Origin of the sequence: Winogradskyella litorisediminis, from assembly GCF_042675765.1 — a bacterium.
Classification (GTDB): domain Bacteria; phylum Bacteroidota; class Bacteroidia; order Flavobacteriales; family Flavobacteriaceae; genus Winogradskyella; species Winogradskyella litorisediminis.
In genome coordinates this window covers 20,936-40,701 of record NZ_JBHTJL010000009.1, presented here as the reverse complement: position 1 = coordinate 40,701, position 19,766 = coordinate 20,936, and the positions used below count along the sequence as shown (strand labels likewise).

Annotated in this window: 17 protein-coding genes; 9 read left to right on the top strand and 8 right to left on the bottom strand. The window is 35.5% G+C overall.

Annotation, left to right across the window (positions count from 1 at the left end; genetic code table 11):
- The first annotated feature begins 1 nt into the window (after nucleotide 1).
- Nucleotides 2–1,327 (top strand): cell division protein FtsA, encoded by a 1,326-nt coding sequence (gene ftsA, locus ACFQ1Q_RS02595; protein ID WP_386127689.1) that lies wholly within the window; start codon nucleotides 2–4, stop codon nucleotides 1,325–1,327.
- A 96-nt stretch (nucleotides 1,328–1,423) separates the two neighbouring features.
- On the top strand, nucleotides 1,424–3,349 hold the full coding sequence (gene ftsZ / locus ACFQ1Q_RS02590; RefSeq protein ID WP_386127687.1) for a cell division protein FtsZ: 1,926 nt from the start codon (nucleotides 1,424–1,426) through the stop codon (nucleotides 3,347–3,349).
- A 161-nt stretch (nucleotides 3,350–3,510) separates the two neighbouring features.
- On the opposite strand, the gene ACFQ1Q_RS02585 is transcribed toward ftsZ, so the two are convergent.
- Nucleotides 3,511–3,984, bottom strand: a complete 474-nt coding sequence (locus ACFQ1Q_RS02585) for an Lrp/AsnC family transcriptional regulator (RefSeq protein ID WP_386127685.1) — start codon at nucleotides 3,982–3,984, stop codon at nucleotides 3,511–3,513.
- A 198-nt stretch (nucleotides 3,985–4,182) separates the two neighbouring features.
- Between ACFQ1Q_RS02585 and ACFQ1Q_RS02580 the strand changes: the two genes are divergently transcribed.
- The 4 genes from ACFQ1Q_RS02580 to ACFQ1Q_RS02565 all read left to right on the top strand — a co-directional run bounded on the left by ACFQ1Q_RS02580 (nucleotide 4,183) and on the right by ACFQ1Q_RS02565 (nucleotide 9,443).
- Nucleotides 4,183–5,469 carry a dihydrolipoamide acetyltransferase family protein gene (locus tag ACFQ1Q_RS02580; RefSeq protein ID WP_386130135.1) on the top strand — a complete coding sequence of 429 codons (1,287 nt, stop codon included), beginning with the start codon at nucleotides 4,183–4,185 and terminating at the stop codon, nucleotides 5,467–5,469.
- Nucleotides 5,470–5,703: 234 nt separating this feature from the next.
- Entirely contained in the window at nucleotides 5,704–6,771 is a 1,068-nt protein-coding gene (locus ACFQ1Q_RS02575) for a branched-chain amino acid aminotransferase (protein ID WP_386127683.1), read from the top strand.
- A 256-nt stretch (nucleotides 6,772–7,027) separates the two neighbouring features.
- Nucleotides 7,028–9,076: an alpha-ketoacid dehydrogenase subunit alpha/beta gene (locus ACFQ1Q_RS02570; RefSeq protein WP_386127681.1), complete on the top strand. Its 2,049-nt coding sequence runs from the start codon at nucleotides 7,028–7,030 to the stop codon at nucleotides 9,074–9,076.
- A gap of 37 nt (nucleotides 9,077–9,113) precedes the next feature.
- Nucleotides 9,114–9,443, top strand: a complete 330-nt coding sequence (locus ACFQ1Q_RS02565; RefSeq protein ID WP_386127679.1) for a thermonuclease family protein — start codon at nucleotides 9,114–9,116, stop codon at nucleotides 9,441–9,443.
- A gap of 86 nt (nucleotides 9,444–9,529) precedes the next feature.
- Here ACFQ1Q_RS02565 and ACFQ1Q_RS02560 read toward each other — a convergent pair whose 3' ends face one another.
- The 5 genes from ACFQ1Q_RS02560 to ACFQ1Q_RS02540 form a co-directional block, all read right to left on the bottom strand.
- Nucleotides 9,530–9,721 carry a cold-shock protein gene (locus ACFQ1Q_RS02560; RefSeq protein WP_386127677.1) on the bottom strand — a complete coding sequence of 64 codons (192 nt, stop codon included), beginning with the start codon at nucleotides 9,719–9,721 and terminating at the stop codon, nucleotides 9,530–9,532.
- Nucleotides 9,722–9,856: 135 nt separating this feature from the next.
- Nucleotides 9,857–11,500, bottom strand: coding sequence for a SulP family inorganic anion transporter (locus ACFQ1Q_RS02555; protein WP_386127675.1), 1,644 nt, complete (start codon nucleotides 11,498–11,500; stop codon nucleotides 9,857–9,859).
- Nucleotides 11,501–11,612: 112 nt separating this feature from the next.
- Nucleotides 11,613–12,182: a DUF4136 domain-containing protein gene (locus ACFQ1Q_RS02550; RefSeq protein WP_386127673.1), complete on the bottom strand. Its 570-nt coding sequence runs from the start codon at nucleotides 12,180–12,182 to the stop codon at nucleotides 11,613–11,615.
- Between the two features lie 16 nt (nucleotides 12,183–12,198).
- Nucleotides 12,199–14,208 (bottom strand): urocanate hydratase, encoded by a 2,010-nt coding sequence (locus tag ACFQ1Q_RS02545; protein ID WP_386127671.1) that lies wholly within the window; start codon nucleotides 14,206–14,208, stop codon nucleotides 12,199–12,201.
- Nucleotides 14,208–14,369, bottom strand: coding sequence for a DUF5522 domain-containing protein (locus ACFQ1Q_RS02540; protein ID WP_386127669.1), 162 nt, complete (start codon nucleotides 14,367–14,369; stop codon nucleotides 14,208–14,210). The genes ACFQ1Q_RS02545 and ACFQ1Q_RS02540 overlap by 1 nt, the downstream gene beginning before the upstream one ends.
- Before the next feature lie 476 nt (nucleotides 14,370–14,845).
- On the opposite strand from ACFQ1Q_RS02540, the gene ACFQ1Q_RS02535 reads away from it, so the two are divergent.
- Genes ACFQ1Q_RS02535 through hemL form a run of 3 tightly spaced genes read left to right on the top strand, consistent with a single transcriptional unit; the run spans nucleotide 14,846 to nucleotide 17,849 of the window.
- Nucleotides 14,846–15,745 carry a 1-aminocyclopropane-1-carboxylate deaminase/D-cysteine desulfhydrase gene (locus ACFQ1Q_RS02535; RefSeq protein ID WP_386127667.1) on the top strand — a complete coding sequence of 300 codons (900 nt, stop codon included), beginning with the start codon at nucleotides 14,846–14,848 and terminating at the stop codon, nucleotides 15,743–15,745.
- Nucleotides 15,746–16,552 carry a glucosaminidase domain-containing protein gene (locus tag ACFQ1Q_RS02530; protein WP_386127665.1) on the top strand — a complete coding sequence of 269 codons (807 nt, stop codon included), beginning with the start codon at nucleotides 15,746–15,748 and terminating at the stop codon, nucleotides 16,550–16,552. It begins immediately after the preceding gene.
- A 7-nt stretch (nucleotides 16,553–16,559) separates the two neighbouring features.
- Complete coding sequence (gene hemL, locus ACFQ1Q_RS02525) at nucleotides 16,560–17,849, top strand: glutamate-1-semialdehyde 2,1-aminomutase (RefSeq protein ID WP_386127663.1); 1,290 nt, start codon at nucleotides 16,560–16,562, stop codon at nucleotides 17,847–17,849.
- A gap of 45 nt (nucleotides 17,850–17,894) precedes the next feature.
- Here hemL and ACFQ1Q_RS02520 read toward each other — a convergent pair whose 3' ends face one another.
- A complete protein-coding gene (locus tag ACFQ1Q_RS02520; protein ID WP_386127661.1) occupies nucleotides 17,895–18,320 on the bottom strand; it encodes a hypothetical protein in 426 nt (141 codons plus the stop codon).
- Between the two features lie 160 nt (nucleotides 18,321–18,480).
- The gene (locus ACFQ1Q_RS02515; protein WP_386127659.1) at nucleotides 18,481–19,698 is read right to left on the bottom strand and encodes a hypothetical protein; all 1,218 of its coding nucleotides are present in this window, start codon (nucleotides 19,696–19,698) and stop codon (nucleotides 18,481–18,483) included.
- Nucleotides 19,699–19,766 lie beyond the last annotated feature (68 nt).

The following is a 19,766-nucleotide window of genomic DNA, read 5'->3' as shown; positions in this document are numbered from 1 at the left end:
TATGGAAAAGCATAATATTTCGGTAGGATTAGATATAGGAACCACAAAAATTGTGGCAATGATTGGCCGTAAAAATGAATATGGCAAGGTGGAGATTTTGGGAGTTGGTAAATCCAAAAGTTTAGGAGTACATCGTGGTGTTGTAAATAATATTACACAAACTATTCAGTCCATTCAGCAAGCTGTTCAAGAAGCAGAAGCTGCGGCGTCAGAGAAAATTTCTGAAGTCACAGTAGGTATTGCAGGACAGCATATTCGCAGTCTTCAACATAGCGATTATATCACAAGAGCCAATTCTGAATTGGTAATTGATGAAACGGATATTGATAGATTAATCAACCAAGTGCACAAATTGGTAATGTTGCCTGGTGAAGAAATCATCCACGTATTACCACAAGAATTTAAGGTTGACGGTCAAGCCGAAATTAAAGAGCCTATCGGAATGTACGGTGGAAGATTAGAAGCTAATTTTCATGTGGTAGTCGGTCAAGTATCTTCAATCAGAAACATTGGACGTTGTGTAAAAAGTTCGGACTTAGAGCTTGAAGGTATCACGTTAGAGCCTTTGGCTTCGGCAAATGCAGTTTTGAGCCAAGAGGAGCGTGAAGCTGGTGTGGCTTTAATCGATATAGGTGGCGGAACAACTGATTTAGCAGTTTTTAAAGACGGAATCATTCGTCATACCGCTGTTATTCCTTTTGGTGGAAATGTGATTACAGAGGATATCAAAGAAGGTTGCTCAATTATTGAAAAGCAAGCCGAATTATTAAAAATGAAATTTGGTTCAGCTTGGCCTGGAGAAAATAAAGACAATGAAATTGTCTCAATCCCTGGTTTAAGAGGGCGCGACCCAAAGGAAATTACTCTTAAAAATTTATCAAAAATTATCCACGCTAGGGTCGTGGAGATTATTGAGCAAGTATATGTGGAAATTAAAAACTACGGTCACGAAGAGCAAAAGAAAAAATTAATTGCAGGTATTGTTTTAACAGGTGGAGGAAGTCAATTAAAACACCTCAAGCAATTAGTAGAATATATTACAGGTATGGACACCAGAATAGGTTATCCTAATGAGCATTTAGCAGGTGGAAGTGATGAGGAAATTGCGAGCCCTTTATTTGCTACAGCTGTTGGTTTAGTAATGGACGGCTTAAAGCGCCAAGAACGTAAAATTAGTGATGAAGCTGAGCAAGAAGAGGTAAAAACCGAAACACAAGAGAATGAAGAGGTAGAAACTTTAATAAAAGAAGAAAAGACAAAAGAACGTCGTTCGTTTTTAGATAAGTTAACTGAACGTGTTAAAGATTTTTTAGATAACGCAGAATAAAAAATTAGAAATGAAACGCTTAGTTAAACTTAAGTATTTCATCAAAATAAGAATTAATTAATCAATCTATATATAAAACCCCATAATAAAGTTAATATGAGCAACAGCAACGAATTTGGGAATATTTCTTTCGATATGCCAAAAAACCAATCCAATGTCATTAAAGTTATTGGTGTCGGTGGCGGCGGAAGTAATGCAATAAATCACATGTTTCAACAAGGTATCAAAGGTGTAGATTTTGTTATCTGCAACACTGATGCGCAAGCCCTCCAAAATAGCGGTGTGCCAAACAAAATTCAGCTAGGAGTTAATCTTACTGAAGGTCTTGGTGCAGGTGCTAATCCAGATGTTGGTGAACAATCTGCAGTAGAAAGTCTAGAAGATATTCGACGTATGTTAGATACCAATACAAAAATGGTGTTTATTACTGCCGGAATGGGTGGCGGAACAGGTACAGGAGCAGCGCCAATCATCGCTAAGATGGCGCGTGAGTTAGATATTTTAACTGTTGGTATCGTTACAATGCCTTTTCAATTCGAGGGTAAAATGCGTAACGAACAAGCGCAACGTGGCATCGAAAGATTACGTGAGCATGTAGATTCGTTAATTGTTATTAATAATAACAAACTTAGAGAAGTGTACGGAAATCTAGGTTTTAAAGCTGGTTTCTCAAAAGCAGATGAAGTTTTGGCTACCGCTTCTCGCGGAATTGCAGAAGTAATTACGCATCACTACACACAAAACATCGATTTACGTGATGCTAAAACTGTATTGAGTAAAAGTGGTACAGCAATCATGGGTTCTTCAACAGCATCAGGGCAAACTAGAGCCCAAGATGCAATTATGAAAGCTTTAGATTCACCATTGTTAAATGATAATAAAATTACTGGAGCCAAAAACGTATTGTTGCTTATCGTTTCTGGCACTCAAGAAATTACTATTGATGAAATTGGGGAAATCAATGATCATATTCAAAACGAAGCTGGTCATGGCGCTAACATCATTATGGGTGTAGGCGAAGATGAATCTTTACAAGAATCAATTGCGGTTACCATTATTGCTACTGGCTTTGATATTGACCAACAAAACGAAATATCAAACACGGAGACAAAGAAAGTCATTCATGCATTAGAAGATGAAGAAGTTCATCAGCAAGACCTTGGGCCAGCAATTATTTCTCCAGACATCATCTTAGAAAAAGAAGTTAAAGAAACACCAATAGTGCATACTTTAACTGAAGATGATTTTGAGGAAGTTTCACAAAGTAAACCATCTTTAAAAAACGAACTGATTCAAACAACTGATGCCATTAAAAACATTAATGTTATTTATGATGAAGTTTTAGATGCTAAACCAGTAACTGAAGAAGACTTTATAATTACACCAGTTCAACAAGTGGAAACTCCAGTTGTTGAAGAAAAGGATGAGGAACAAATTACTTTGACGTTTGATTTACCATTATCTCAATTTGAAAATGAGCCTATTGAAGAGCCAGAAACTGGAGATGAGAAAATGCTTTTTCAACTCGAAGATGAAGTCAAAGACATTTCTGTGAACGACCCAATAGAGTTAATTTCTGTAACAGAAGTAAATGAAGAAGGTGAAAAGCGTTACGCTTTAGACGATTTTACATCTTCTGAAACAGAAGCAACCTCGACAAAAACTAAACTCGAAACGGAAGTAAAAGAAGAAATTGTTTTCGAAAAGAAAACGCTACCAATAGAAGAAACTGCAGAAGAATCTGTTGGAGAAATTGACCCTATGAATAGTCCAATTTCAGAGATTTTAAAAGCAAGAGCAGATGAGCGTCGTAGGAAAATGAAAGACTTTAATTACAAGTTCAACAATGCAAAAATTGATGAAATAGAAAAAGAACCAGCATATAAAAGGCAAGGCGTTAATTTGGAGGATGCTCAACATTCTTCAGAAACAAGTGCTTCACGCATGTCTGTTGGTACTGATGATAATGACGATATTCAATTAAGAAGTAATAATTCTTTTTTACACGATAACGTCGATTAAATAAATATCCATTGAATGCTTGTTTAAGAGCAAGATTTAACCCGAAAAGTCCCTTAACTTTTCGGGTTTTTATTTAATAAGAACTTAATTATGTAAGTGGATTTTAGAAAATATTAAAACTGTCACATAATGCGCAGTCGAAATGCTTAAGTCGTAGAATTTCAAACCCGACTCAAATCAATCTCATTAGTTTCTTTTCCTGTAGACAGTGTAATTAAACTCTGTACATTTCCTAAATAGGGTAGAAGTGTCAGTTTTGAAATGATAAAGGTTTCGTAGGCTTCAATGTCTTCAACTACTAATTTTAGCAAATAATCAAAGTTTCCGCTAACGCGATGACACTCTATGACTTCAGGAAAACTATTAATCTGTTTTACGAACTTTTCAAGATAACTTCTTGTGTGTCCCTGAAGTGTTATGCATATAAAAACTGTTTGTTTTAAGCCAATTTTCTTATTGTTTAAAATAGCAACGTACTTTTTTATATATCCTTCTTTTTCCATTTTTTTAATGCGTTCAAATACAGGAGATGTGGTCATGCCGAGTTCCTCAGCAATACTTTTTGTAGTACGATTACTGTTATTTTGAAGAATAGCAAGGATTTGCATATCGATTTTATCGAGCGTGTAAGCCATAAAAACATTTCATCTTTTCGATTGCCAAGATAGTAAATTATAAAGAATAAAATTCGGTTTTAAACAATATTAAAGAATATTATTCTTTTTTAAATCATTTTAAAAGTTTTTAACAGATGTAAAATGAGTGAAGTGTTATCTTTAATACTTATTCAAAATCATTTTATCTTGAAAGAATTTGAACTTAAAATGCCCAAAATGGGCGAAAGCATCACTGAAGGAACTATCATCAACTGGTTGATTTCTGAAGGCGATTCTTTTGAAGAAGGCGATATTTTATTGGAAGTAGCCACTGATAAAGTTGATAACGAAGTTCCAGCTCCTGCTTCAGGAACATTAGTAAAAACGTTGTTTCAAGCAAAAGATGTTGTTCCAGTTGGCGATGTTATAGCAGTTTTAGAAGTTTCTGAAGAGCAGAAGTTGAATTCGAACTCGAAATTGAAATCGAAAACACAGAACAAACTTGAAAAACTAAGGCCAGTTCAAAAACATTCAATTTCAAAGAAAGCTTCAGTTTCGAATTCAGCTTTAAATTCATTTTCGATTTCAGACTCAAATTCGAACACATTTTTTTCACCATTAATCATTTCCATAGCCAAAGAACATCATATTAGTTTTGAAGAACTAGCGCGAATTCCTGCTACAGGAAATGAGGGACGATTACGCAAAAGTGATTTGTTTCAATATATCGAAGACGGAAGACCGTACAAATTTGCGCAACCTGTTCAACAAGACCCAACGGCGTATAGAATTCCACAATTATCTTTCGACAAAGGCAAAGGTAAAATCATTGAGATGGACCGCATGCGTCAGATGATTGCAGACCATATGGTATATTCCAAGCATACGTCACCACACGTAACGGCTTATGTTGAGGCGGACATGACTAACATGGTAAATTGGCGTAATGCTAATAAAAAAGCCTTTCAAGAAAAGTATGGTGAGCGTTTAACCTTTACGCCACTATTCGTCGAAGCAGTAGCGAAAGCAGTGAAGGATTTTCCGAATATTAATGCCTCAGTAGATGGGAATCATATCATTGTAAAAGAGCATATAAATATTGGTATGGCAACCGCATTACCTAGTGGAAATCTTATCGTTCCTGTGGTGAAAAATGCGGACACAAAAGATTTAAAAGCACTAGCCACTAACGTTAATGAATTGGCAGCAAAGGCAAGAGATAATAAACTTGGTGGAGATGATATTAAGGGAAGTACGTTTACAATTTCCAACGTAGGAACTTTTGGCAGTGTCATGGGCACACCTATTATTAATCAGCCAGAAGTAGCCATACTCGCACTCGGCATCATAAAAAAACGTCCTGAAGTTATTGAGACGGAAAGCGGTGATGAAATCGCGATTAGAAGCATGATGTATCTTTCACTATCGTTCGACCATCGCGTCGTTGACGGTTTTTTAGGCGGAAGCTTTGTACGTCGCGTGGCAGATTATTTTGAACAGTTTGATATTAATAGAGACATCTAGAATATAGAGATTAGACCGCTTCGCTTTTAGATATAATCAATGCGAAGCATTGAAATAAATGTTGAAATGCCGAATATAAAAATCAAATCGTTAAGAATTCAGGAAGCCTTGGACTGAATTTAGATTTTATTTTTGGTTTTCAATCTGTGAAACAAGATTGAAAAATTCCTTATTTCAACTTGAATTTTTGGTTCGTTTTGTTTCAAGACAAAATGAACTATAAAACAAAAGATTATGAACTACAACATATCAATTACAAAAGTTGAAAAATCGCAAGTCGACGACTTAGATTTCAACAATATCCCTTTAGGAACCACCTTTACTGATCACATGTTTATCTGTGACTATGAAAATGGCGAATGGACTAACTCAAGAATTGAGCCTCTAAAGCCTATTCCAACGCATCCTGCGGCAATGGCATTGCATTATGGACAAGCTATTTTTGAAGGTATGAAAGCCTATAAAGACACTGATGGCGAGCCAATGTTATTTAGACCTGCTAAAAATGCATCTCGATTAAACAAGAGTGCTGACCGTATGGGCATGCCTTACGTACCGGAAGATTTATTTGTTCAGGGATTAAAAGAGTTAGTGAGTTTAGAGCATAATTGGATTCCGCCACAGAAAGGCAGTGCGTTATACTTAAGACCTTTTATGTATGCCGATGAGCCTTTTATTGGTATGCGTGCAGCTACGCATTATAAGTTTATTATTATGGCTTCACCTGCAGGTCCATTTTTTAGTAAGCGTATTAAACTTTGGGCCGAGAAGCAATACATAAGGGCAGCTCATGGCGGAACAGGAGAAGCAAAGGCAGCTGGAAATTATGCTGCAGCAATCAGACCAACGGAACTGGCAAAAGCCAAAGGATATGATCAAGTCTTGTGGTTAGATGCAGTGGAGCATAAATATATTCAGGAAGTTGGGACTATGAATATTTTCTTTAAAATCAATGGTGAATTTATTACACCAGAATTAGATGGTTCCGTGCTACATGGTATTACAAGAGCTAGTGTTATAGATATGCTTCGTGCGATGAATTATTCAGTTACAGAACGAAAAATTACTATCGACGAAATTATTAAAGCTTCCAAAAACGGAACGCTCGAAGAAGCTTTTGGGACAGGAACTGCTGTTGGTATTGCCAACATTCAAGAGATTGGACTAAAAGGCGAAACAATTCACGTTTCAGACGAAAGTCCTGTAGGACTGGAAGTCAACGATACATTAAATGCAATTAAAACAGGACAACTCGAAGATAGATTTGGTTGGATGGTAAAAACAAGAAAGCAATTCGTTTAGGATAATTTGGCCGTTACCTCGCTTGCTCGCTGAAGTTTCAACGAAAGCGAGGTCGGGCTTTCGGCAGTCGCTTCCCGACGAAAAAGTCGGGAGAGCTCCAACAAAGCCTCAATCCCTAACGCAAAACACTCCTAAAGTCCCCTTAAGGGGACAGTAGTTCCAAAGTTACATTAGTGGATTGTCCCCTTAAGGGGACTTTAGGGGTGTAAAAGAAAATAACATAAACAAGGTATTTTAACTATCCTAAGAAATAAATATGAAAAAAGATATACTAAAAAAAGGTTTTTCTAAACTCTGTACCGCTAAGGCTATGGCAGAGTTGTATGAAGAAAATTTCAAGCAAGTTTCAAAATACGTACATGCGACTTCTAGAGGTCATGAGGCTATTCAAGTGGCTTTAGGTATGCAATTATTGCCTCAAGATTATGCATTTCCATATTATAGAGATGATGCGATGTTATTGTCATTTGGTTTAGAGCCTTATGATTTAATGCTGCAACTTTTAGCTAAAAAGGATGATCCATTTTCTGGTGGTAGAACCTACTATTCGCATCCAAGTTTAAAGGATGATGATAAACCAAAAATTCCACATCAATCTTCAGCAACTGGTATGCAGGCGATTCCGGCAACAGGTGTTGCTATGGGAATGCAATATAAAGAATTACAAGGTCTAAATGATTCGTCTATTGAGAACCCAATTTCAGTATGCTCCTTAGGAGATGCCTCAGTTACCGAAGGTGAAATAGCCGAAGCGTTTCAAATGGCAGCATTAAAGCAAATGCCAATCCTCTATTTAGTACAAGATAATGGTTGGGATATTTCTGCAAATGAAGCCGAGACGAGAGCGCAAAACGCAGCAGAATATGCAGCGGGATTTCATGGTTTAGAAGCTATCAGTATAGACGGCGCTAACTTTATTGAAAGCTATGAAGCTATTGAAAAAGTCATTGCGACTATCCGAAAAGAGCGTCGTCCGTTTTTGGTTCATGCTAAAGTTCCGTTATTAAATCACCACACATCAGGTGTACGAATGGAATGGTATCGTGATGATTTAGACGAAGCACGTTCGCGTGACCCATATCCGGTGTTAAAACAGCAATTATTAGATAATGGTTTTACAGAAAAGGAAGTCGATGAGATTGAAAATAAAGCAAAGGAAAAAGTGGCTTCAGATTTTCAAAAAGCATTGAAGGCTGAAGACCCAAAACCAGAAGATTTATTTACTAACGATTTTGTGCCAACCCTAATCACTGAAGAAAAAGGAACACGTTCTCCCGAAGGCGCAGATAAAGTGGTGATGGTTGACTGTGCCTTGTTTGCAGTTGAAGAGCTCATGAGAGAACACAAAGAGTGTTTGTTATACGGGCAAGATGTTGGCGGAAGACTTGGCGGCGTATTTAGAGAAGCTGCGACACTAGCCCAGAAGTTCGGAGACGATAGAGTCTTTAATACACCAATACAAGAAGCTTTTATCGTAGGGTCTACGGTAGGTATGTCAGCAGTTGGTTTAAAGCCAATTGTTGAGGTCCAATTTGCAGACTATATTTGGCCAGGACTTAATCAGCTCTTTACAGAAGTAAGTCGCAGTTGTTATTTATCTAATGGAAAATGGCCAGTAAGTATGATACTTCGCGTGCCAATCGGCGCTTACGGTAGCGGCGGTCCTTATCATTCTTCTTCTGTGGAAAGTGTGATAACAAACATACGAGGCATAAAAATAGCATATCCAAGTAATGGTGCTGATTTAAAAGGGTTGATTAAAGCCGCTTATCACGATCCAAACCCAGTTGTGATTTTAGAACACAAAGGATTGTATTGGTCTAAGGTGCCTGGAACTCAAGGCGCAACTTCTGTTGAGCCAAGTGAAGATTATGTATTACCATTCGGAAAGGCTTGGGTGCTTCAAGAAATTTGGAAACAAGAATCGGTTGAGACGCTGACCATAGTTACTTATGGTATGGGTGTGCATTGGGCTATGAATGCTTCAGAAGAATTGGAAATGCAAAATCAAATTGAAGTCATTGATTTAAGAACGCTCTATCCTTTGGATGAAGACACTGTAATGAAATCTGTAAAGAAAACAGGTAAGTGTTTGGTTGTTACGGAAGAGCCTTCAAACAACAGTTTTGCAAGAGCATTAGCAGGAAAAATTCAGGAAGAATGTTTTAAATTTTTAGATGCGCCAGTTATGACTATTGGAAGCGAGAACATGCCTGCAATTCCTTTGAATTCAACTCTAGAGCAAACTATGATTCCGTCGACTGAAAAGGTAAAAGACAAGATTTTAGCGCTTATAAATTATTAATTGTATATTCATTTTCAGAATACTAATACTGAAAATAATGTACACTTACAAAGCAAAAATAATTGATGTTTACGATGGAGATACGGTAACGGCAATTGTAGATTTAGGTTTTTTAATTTCGAGAGAGATGAAACTTAGACTTTATGGTATAGACACTCCAGAACTTCGAGGCCCAGAAAAAGAAGAGGGTCGAAAAGTTAGAGATATTGTTAGGGGTATGATATTAGATAAAGATGTAACCATCAGGTCTTATAAAGACAAACAAGGAAAATATGGACGTTATTTAGCTAATATCATTTTAGAAGATGGTTTAGAATTGAACCAATGGTTGATTGACAATGGGCATGCAAAGCCTTATTTACTTTAAGTTTACCCATTAAAATCAAATTATAAACAAAAAAGCCTATCAAATTTTGATAGGCTTTTTACTTAAAAAGATTGTAAGGTATATAATTATATAACTTTTACATTAACTGCGTTTAATCCCTTTTTTCCTTCGGTTAAATCGAATTCTACATTGTCACCTTCTCTTACTTCATCAACTAAACCCGAAACATGTACAAAATGATCTTTGTCGTTTCCTTCTTCCGTTATGAATCCAAAACCTTTAGAATCATTAAAAAATTTTACTGTACCAGTACTCATATTTAAATATATTAAATTAAAGCAGCAAGTTAGTCTAATTAATTGATAATCAGTTATTTTTACGTTTTATTTAGTAAAGGGAATATCTGTTGTTAACTAGCTGATGAATAGGTGTTAAGCTTACTTAAAAACAAATTATATATTATATTCTGAAAGTGGTTTAGTAAATTTTTCTGGATCAGCCGCTAAATGATACCGTGGGTCATCAATATCTTCAACAATAACTTCCTTAAATTTTGGACTAGCTTTATACATTAAGTTTTTACAGTCTGTACTTAAATGTTTCAGCTTTATGTCTTTGCCAGCTGCTTCATATTTATTTACCAAATTGAAAATAGCTTCCATAGCAGAATGGTCACTTACGCGAGATTCGACAAAATCGATTTCAACTTTATCTGGATCATTTTTCACATCAAATTTCGAATTAAAATTCTGAATAGAGCCAAAAAATAAAGGTCCCCAGATTTCATAAGTCTTAGTGCCATCTGCCTGAATGCGTTTTCTTGCACGAATCATCGTCGCGTTTTTCCAAGCAAATACTAAAGCCGAAATAATAACACCCGCAATTACTGCAACAGCTAAATCTTTCCAAACAGTAATCGCAGAAACAGCAATTAAAACTATGGCATCGGATAACGGAATCTTTCTAATAATTCTGAAACTAGACCAAGCAAAAGTTCCTATAACAACCATAAACATGACGCCAACAAGTGCAGCGATTGGGATTTGCTCTATTAAAGGTGCTCCAAACAAAACAAAGCATAATAGTGCGATAGCTGCAACAGCTCCAGACAGTCGGCCACGTCCACCAGAATCTACGTTAATAATAGACTGGCCAATCATAGCACAGCCACCCATTCCGCCAAACAATCCATTTAATATATTGGCTCCGCCTTGTGCTATGCATTCTCGGTTTCCGTTTCCTCGAGTTTCGGTCATTTCATCAATTAAGTTTAATGTCATCAAAGATTCAATTAACCCGACTGCCGCTAGAATAAAAGCTGTAGAAAGGATTAAATCCCAATGGCCATTTAAAGAGTCAAACAATCCAAATATTTGAGCTTGAAAAGTAGGTAAACTGCCTTGCAAACCTTCGCCACCACCATCTCTGATAAATGAGCCAACAGTGCTGACATCCAATTTTCCTAATATAGTTATCGCTGCAACAACAATAATTGCTGTTAAAGCTGCAGGAATTTTTTTAGTCAATTTTGGTAACCCAAACATTATTGCCATAGTTAACGCAATTAGGGCTAGCATAGTATAAAGTCCGCTACCTGTCATAAATACCTTTTCACCATTGATATTTTCTTTGAAAAGCCCTAATTGTGAAAGAAAAATAACAATAGCCAAGCCATTTACAAAACCCATCATCACTGGATGTGGAATCAGGCGAACAAATTTACCCAACTTAAAAACACCTGCTAAAATTTGAATGCCACCAACAAACAGTAATGTTATAAATAGCCATTGTAAACCTAAGTTTTCTGTAGTTGTGTCTAAAGTTAAACCAACTTCATTTCCTTTTTGGATAAGGTGTACCATTACCACCGCCATAGCGCCTGTTGCACCAGAAATCATTCCTGGACGGCCACCAAAAAGAGCGGTTACAATTCCCATCATAAATGCACCATATAATCCAACCAAAGGGTCAACACCTGCAACAAATGCAAATGCTACTGCTTCTGGTACTAATGCTAATGCAACTGTTAATCCAGAAAGAATGTCATTCTTAGGGTTTTGGGTAAAATTTTTTCGTGTAGTTTGACCTAAAATCATAATGCTTATCTTAAAAGTGCGCAAAGATACACTTTTACTAGACATTAGAATTAAGACAAAAAAAAGAGCACTCGGTTAATGAATGCTCTCTGTCTTTATAGAAATAAAAATATTATTTTGTTTCCTCAGCTGGAGGATATTTTGTCATCATTTCAGAGACAAACTCATTAATTCTTGCTTCTTTTTTCTCGATATTTTTTGTCACTAAATAACCAGTTCCGCTTCCTTGCCAAATAAGTTCTTTTTTATTTGCATCAATAAAATCTATAAATAATATACCTTCAGTTCTTGTAGAAACTTGGTTACCGCCAAATCCTCCAAAGCCCCAACCTGGTCCCCAACCCCAACGGTTGATTCCCCAACCCCAGTTGTTAAAACCCCAAGCGTTGTTATAAACATCTACACGCTGGTTAGATTTTGTAAATATACTTACTAGCATATCAGGATTTTCGGATTTTGTCATGCCTTTAGCCATCAATTCAGCTTCAATAGCTTTTAAAATTCGGCGTTTATCAAGGTCACTAATCTCTGCTTTGTCAATTCCTGGCTTAAAAAATGCGAAAGTTTTATACTCATTAAATTCAGTTTCCTTGTTGTAATCTGAAGCTACACGCACAGAACTACAAGAGCTTAATAAAACTGCAAAAACTAGAAGCGGTAAAAATTTTGTAATCTTTTTCATGATATATGTATTTGAGTTATAGTCCATTTAATAAAGCATCGTCAACATAATTTGGCAATGTCACTTTTAAGTTAGGTTCATTTTCCATAGCGCGTTTTATAGCAAAAATCGCACCTTCGTTTCGCGCCCAACTTCTTCGTGAAATACCATTATTAACATCCCAAAACAACATCTGTTTCAAGCGTTTATGAGCTTCCATAGAACCATCAAGAACCATACCAAAACCACCGTTTATAACTTCGCCCCAACCAACGCCGCCGCCATTGTGTATGCTTACCCAAGTTGCACCTCTAAAACTATCGCCTATTACATTATGTATAGCCATATCTGCGGTAAACCTAGATCCATCGTATATATTGCTGGTTTCTCTATATGGTGAATCTGTTCCTGAAACATCGTGGTGGTCGCGACCAAGGATTACATATCCGATGTCTCCATTTTCTATAGCATTATTGAAAGCCTCGGCAATTTTCATTCGGCCTTCGGCATCAGCGTACAGAATTCTTGCCTGTGAACCAACTACTAATTTGTTTTCTTGTGCGCCTTTTATCCATTGAATATTATCCGCCATTTGTTGCTGAATTTCTTCAGGAGAATTTTTTATAATCTCCTCAAGAACTTGGCATGCAATTTCATCGGTCTTTTGTAAGTCTTCTGGTTTTCCTGAAGCACAAACCCAACGAAAAGGTCCAAATCCGTAATCAAAACACATTGGTCCCATTATATCTTGGACATAGCTTGGGTATTTAAATTCTCTTCCAAGCGTTGGGTTATTGTTCATAATATCTGCTCCTGCACGAGAAGCTTCAAGTAGAAAAGCATTTCCATAATCAAAAAAATAGGTGCCTTTTTCTGTGTGTTTATTTATAGCTTTAGCATGTCGTCTAAGGCTTTCTTGAACTTTTTCCTTAAATAATTCTGGTTGTTCGGCCATCATAATATTGGCATCTTCAAACGATACGTCTGCAGGATAATATCCGCCAGCCCAAGGATTGTGAAGTGAGGTTTGGTCGCTACCTAAATCGATGTGAATATTAGCTTCGTCAAATTTTTCCCAAACGTCAATTATGTTTCCTAAGTAAGCGATAGAAACCACTTCTTTTTTAGCTTTGGCTTGGTTGACACGTTTTACTAATAGGTCTATGTCTGTTATTTTTTCGTTTATCCAACCTTGGTCTAAACGCACTTGAGTTATTTTTGGATTTACTTCAGCACAAACCGTAATACAACCCGCAATGTTTCCAGCTTTTGGTTGTGCGCCAGACATTCCGCCTAAACCAGATGTCACAAATAGATTCCCTTTAGGGGATTTTCCAATTTTTCTAAAACCATTCAATACTGTAATTGTAGTACCATGAACAATGCCTTGTGGTCCAATATACATATAGCTACCAGCAGTCATTTGTCCATATTGGGTTACACCAAGCGCATTAAATTTTTCCCAATCGTCTGGTTTTGAATAATTAGGAATCATCATCCCATTGGTCACCACGACACGCGGTGCTTCTTTATGCGATGGAAACAAACCCATAGGATGTCCAGAATACATAACTAGCGTTTGCTCGTCATTCATTTCGGCCAAATATTTCATGGTGAGACGATATTGCGCCCAATTGCTAAAGACACCTCCATTTCCGCCGTAGGTAATTAATTCATGCGGATGTTGAGCTACAGCATAATCCAAATTATTCTGAATCATAAGCATAATAGCAGCAGCTTGTTTTGTTTTTGCAGGATATTCGTCAATAGGTCGAGCGTACATTTTATAATCCGGGCGAAAACGATACATATAGATACGTCCGTAAGTGTCTAGCTCGGTTTTAAATTCTTCAATTAAAACTTTATGATGTTTTTTATCAAAGTAGCGTAAGGCATTTTGTAAGGCTAATTTCTTTTCTTCTTTGTTGAGAATATCTTTTCTTACTGGTGCATGATTTATAGAATTATCATACGGTTTCACTGGCGGAAGTTGCTCAGGAATACCTTCTAATATCTGCTCTGAAAATGATGTTGCGCTATTTTGCATTACTTTTTTTTGAGTTTTTCTTTTGTAAAACCATACGGACAATGTCTGCACCCGCTTTCGCAACAATAGCCACGTTTTAAGTGGTATTGTTCTGTAAAACAGCGATAGCCTTCTGGCGTCAAATAATAATCGCCATCTTCGATTGGGACGTATTTTTTCATGGCCTTTCCTTAACCCTTTCCAAAGGAAAGGGAATTTGTTCTGTTCATAGCATAAAGTTCTGGGTTGCGAAATGATTTTATAAATTATTCCGCATCATTAGCAAAGATAACTTATTTTGGATTGATTTTTGATTTCCAAAAAAAAGTGATTCTCATTTCAAAATACATCGTGCCTAAAGGTTATACTGGCTTAACTCTGTTTCCGTTTATATTTTTAAAACGAAAAGAATTGTTGTTGAATAAAATCTTAGTCAATCATGAAAAAATTCACTTAAGACAACAGCTCGAACTTCTAATTATTCCTTTCTATCTTTTGTATATAATTGAATTTATAATTAGATATTTAAAACTTAATGATTGGCAACAAGCCTACCGAAGTATTTCTTTTGAGCGTGAGGCCTACAAGAATGATACTAATTTGAAGTATTTAAAAAATCGCCCATTTTGGAATTTTATAAACTATTTTTGAAACCAGAATGCAGTCTCGAATTCAGAAAATATATATTAAAAATGATAAGAACATCCAGCTTTTTATAAAGCGCGAAGATGAGCTGCATCCTTTTGTTTCTGGTAATAAATTTAGAAAATTAAAATATAATTTATTAAAGGCGAAGCAACAAAATCAAGATACGATTTTAACTTTTGGCGGAGCGTTTTCCAATCATATTGCCGCTACGGCTTATGCGGGAAAAATGGAAGGTTTTAAAACTGTTGGTGTCATTAGAGGTGAAGAGCTTTTTGATAAAATAGATGCAAATCCGACCCTAAAATTTGCAAAAGCAAACGGTATGAAATTTCATTTTGTCTCTCGTGAAAACTATCGACAAAAAGAATCAGAAAAATTTCAAGATAATTTAAAAAAACTATTTGGGGATTTTTATCTAATTCCCGAAGGTGGAACAAATCAATTAGCAGTAAAAGGTTGCGAGGAAATTTTAGATGATGTCACAAAAGATTTCGATTATATCTGTACTTGTGTTGGTACTGGTGGAACCATTTCAGGATTAATTAATGCTTCAAAAGAAAATCAAAAAATATTAGGTTTTCCTGCACTGAAAGGTCATTTTTTACAAGATGAAATTCTTAAATTTGCATCACAAAATAATTGGGAGTTATTATTAGATTTTCATTTTGGTGGATATGCAAAAATAAATACTGAATTAGTTACGTTTATTAATGATTTTTCATTTCGATACGGTATTCAGTTAGACCCAGTTTATACAGGAAAAATGATGTATGGAATTTTCAAAATGATTGAAAATGGAGATTTTTCTGATAATTCTAAAATACTAGCAATTCATACTGGAGGTTTGCAAGGCATTTCAGGTATGAATTTAAGATTAGCAGCTAAAAAAATGCCTCTTATAAAATTATAAATGAAACTACGTTTTTTAATACTTGTTCTGTCTGTACTTTTAATGGCTTGTGGTGCCAAAAAGGGCGTTGTCACAAAAAAGAAAAGGCAAAATCAATCTGTAAAAAAGGAAGTGGTAAAAGTGGTTTCAAAGCCTAAACCTGTAATAGAAAAAGTTGAAGAATTAGACATTCCGAAACCACGAACTTCAGTTGACACATACATTGAGACCTATTCAGGTATTGCCATGCTAGAAATGAAGAAATCAAAAATACCAGCTAGTATTACTTTAGCACAGGGTATTTTAGAATCGGCATCTGGTAATGGACGTTTGGCAAAAGAAGCTAACAATCATTTTGGTATTAAATGCCACGGCTGGAAAGGTGAAAAAATTTACCATGATGATGATGAAGACCAAGAATGTTTTAGAAAATACAAATACGCTTCAAGTTCTTACGAAGACCATTCGGAATTTCTAACAGGACGCAAGCGTTACGCCAATTTATTCAAACTAAAACCAACAGATTACAAAGGTTGGGCAAAAGGTTTAAGAGCAGCTGGTTATGCCACAGATAGAAGGTATCCACAAAAGTTAATCAGCTTAATTGAACGCTATCAGTTATATAAGTATGATGCTGAAGTGCTCGACACTCCATTAGAAACAATAGAAGATAACTCTTTAGAATCAACACAAATACATACCATAGTAAAAGGTGATACGCTTTATTCTCTCAGCAAAAAATATGGTATTTCTGTTGCTGAAATTAAAAAGAAAAATAATTTAAAATCTAACAATTTGTCTATTGGGCAAATTTTGAAAATAAAATAGTTATATAATGTTATATCAAAGAAGTAGCGCGCTATTTAAAGATGCTCAGACTGTGATTCCTGGTGGTGTTAATTCTCCAGTCCGAGCCTTTAAAGGTGTAGGTGGTACTCCAATTTTTGCAAAATCCGCAAAAGGTGCTTACGTGTACGATGAAGACGGAAATAGATATATAGATTACATAAATTCTTGGGGACCAATGTTATTAGGTCATGCTTTTGAGCCTGTTGTAGAAGCAGTTAAAGCCAAAGCAGAATCTGGTACATCATTTGGAATGCCAACAGCATTAGAAACCGAAATAGCGAAACTTGCTGTGTCAATGGTGCCTAATATTGATAAGATTCGTTTTGTAAATTCGGGTACAGAAGCTTGTATGAGTGCTATTCGTTTGGCTCGAGGTTTTACCAAAAAAGATAAAATCATAAAATTTTCTGGCTGTTATCACGGACACAGTGATGCGTTCTTAATTGCTGCTGGAAGTGGTGGTGCTACATTTGGTACACCAAATAGCCCAGGTGTAACTCAAGGAACAGCTAAAGACACCTTATTAGCCGATTATAATAATTTGCTTAATGTTGAAGAACTAATAGCAGCAAATCCTAATGAGATTGCAGCTATTATCATTGAACCCGTAGCAGGAAATATGGGATGTATTCCACCGCAAGATGGATTTTTAGAAGGTTTAAGACGTTTATGTGATTCTAACGGCATATTGCTCATATTTGATGAGGTTATGACAGGATTTAGGCTTGCAAAAGGTGCAGCGCAAGAATTATATAATGTAAATGCAGATATTGTTTGTTACGGAAAAGTGATTGGCGGCGGATTGCCTGTTGGTGCTTTTGCGGCTAGAAACGAAATTATGGATTATTTGGCGCCCAACGGACCTGTTTATCAAGCAGGAACATTAAGTGGAAATCCACTTGCAATGGCTGCCGGATTGGCTATGTTAAAAGCTATTAATTCTGATGAAGGATTGTTTAAACGACTAGAAGAGAAGACAGCTTACTTACATAAGGGTATGGCTAAAGTGTTTTTTGAACATGAAATTGACCACACAATCAATAGAGTAGGAAGTATGATTTCGGTACATTTTCATAAAGACCCAGTATATGATTTTGTTACAGCTGCAAACGGAAACAATGATACGTTTAAAACTTTTTTTCATAGTATGCTTAGACAAGGTATTTATATAGCTCCAAGCTCATTTGAAACTTGGTTTATCACAGATGCTTTAACTTATAAAGACTTAGACGAAACTATTGCTGCAGTAGAGGTGTTTGCAAAAGAATTAAAATAAAAAAAGCGCCAATTGGCGCTTTTTTTTATTTTAAGTAAATGAAATTTATTTCTTTCTTTTTCCTGGTTTCATTTTACGATTTACCATCTGAGAATATTTTTTGTATTGCTCCTCGTTCAAAATAGTTTTCATTTTAGCTTTAAGTGCAATTTGCGCGTCTAAAGCTTCAGACTTCATAGCCATTCTTTCGTCTTCCGTAAGTTTTTTATCAGATGTTTTAATAGCCATTTTTTTCTCTTCAGCTTTTGTGAAATGCTCTAATAATGCCGCTTGTACTTGAGATTGTTGAGCGCTAGATAAATCTAATCTTAATGTCATTTGCTTACTCTGAATTTCGGCACGATGCTCAGGAGATTTTGTATTTCGTTTTGTAAAACGCTCTGTAAACTCCTTTTTTCTATCTTCTTTGTTTCTTTGAGAAAACCCTACAAATGTTGAAAGGGTTAATACTAAAATCAATAATTTTTTCATGTTTATAATGTATTTTAATTTTTAATTGATGTTTCGAATTTTCGTCAAAATTCTATTGCTAAACGTTTAAGTTCCTTGCTAGGACTTTAAAAATTCTAAAACGTTTAAATGTACTATTTTTTTTAACATAACATTTAACATACTGAGATTTTAAAGGCTTCTAATTTAATAGTGGTAAACTTAAATTTATTCCAGTTTGTATATCTGGAGCATTATTTACCGAAAAATCTTGCTTAACGTACAAAGCAAATTTAAAATCTTTTCTCCCGTAAGTGTAAATTAATGACCAATTAGACAATGGCACATAAAGTCTTGTAACTCCATTATGCCAACCTGCATTAATATCCCTAAAATTACCAATGAGTCTGTAGTATTCTGTTTCTTCTACTTTGTTAAATCTTGATTGAATTTGATAGTTGAGTCCAAATGCATTGTAGTTGCCTTTTTGAGTGTATTTTGTAAATTCTACATCAGCTTCAAAGGTGGCTAAATACGTATTGTTTCCAAAATCTATAACTTCATCAAAGTCGATAATATTTTTTCTCAATAAACTTGCTCCAGCTGCAATGTCTAATTCATTATTGTTTTTAAACTTAATTTTTTTTAAGCTATTTACTGAGATACCGATATCTAAAGATGGGTTATACTTTGATGTGTTTATGCCTAAATGGCTTCCAAAATTAAAATATAAATTTCTTGTTTCGTTGAGTTTTGAATCTGGATAAAAATGATGATTTATTTCAAATCCACCGATAAAAAAATCATTTTCATTTATGTTTAAACGATTACCATTTCTGTCGTTGTAAGTGAATCGTATCTGATTAAGCCCATAAAAACGTCTACCAAATGGGTCTTCGCCACCTGCAATATTGCTATGAAACCACTCTATTGTTTCATCGCTAGTAAATATTGAAAAAGGATAACTGCCATCTGTAAAAAGGTATGATCTCATATTTATATTCAGCTCATGATTTTTTGCAATTGGCATAGTAAACCCTAATCGAAATTCTTTAATTACGGCATCAACAACAATATTGTAATAATCTGCAGGAGTTGTTTCTTGGTCTATAAAATCGAAACGTCTTTGAAACCAAATTACCTGACTTAATTGCTCTCGAACTTGTGGGTCTTTGGGTAAGTGTGCCTGTACAAATGGTTGAAAATTGTTTCCGCTAGCGTAATTAAAAGTAAAAGTTTTGTTAGCAATAGGACGAATTTTGAAATTCTGACTAATTCGCGAACTAAAGATTCCGAAATGATGTATGGTTTGCATATTTGGATTGTTAATACCGTTTTTGAAAGTTAGGCTATCAGCTTGTTGGGCTTGACTAAAACCAACGACAAAAACTAATAATATAAATAAAATGAATCTTTTCACGAGGGCGAAAATAACTTATTTTTTATTACCGTTGAAACCGAAATTTAGTTTGAATGTGATGCATAAAA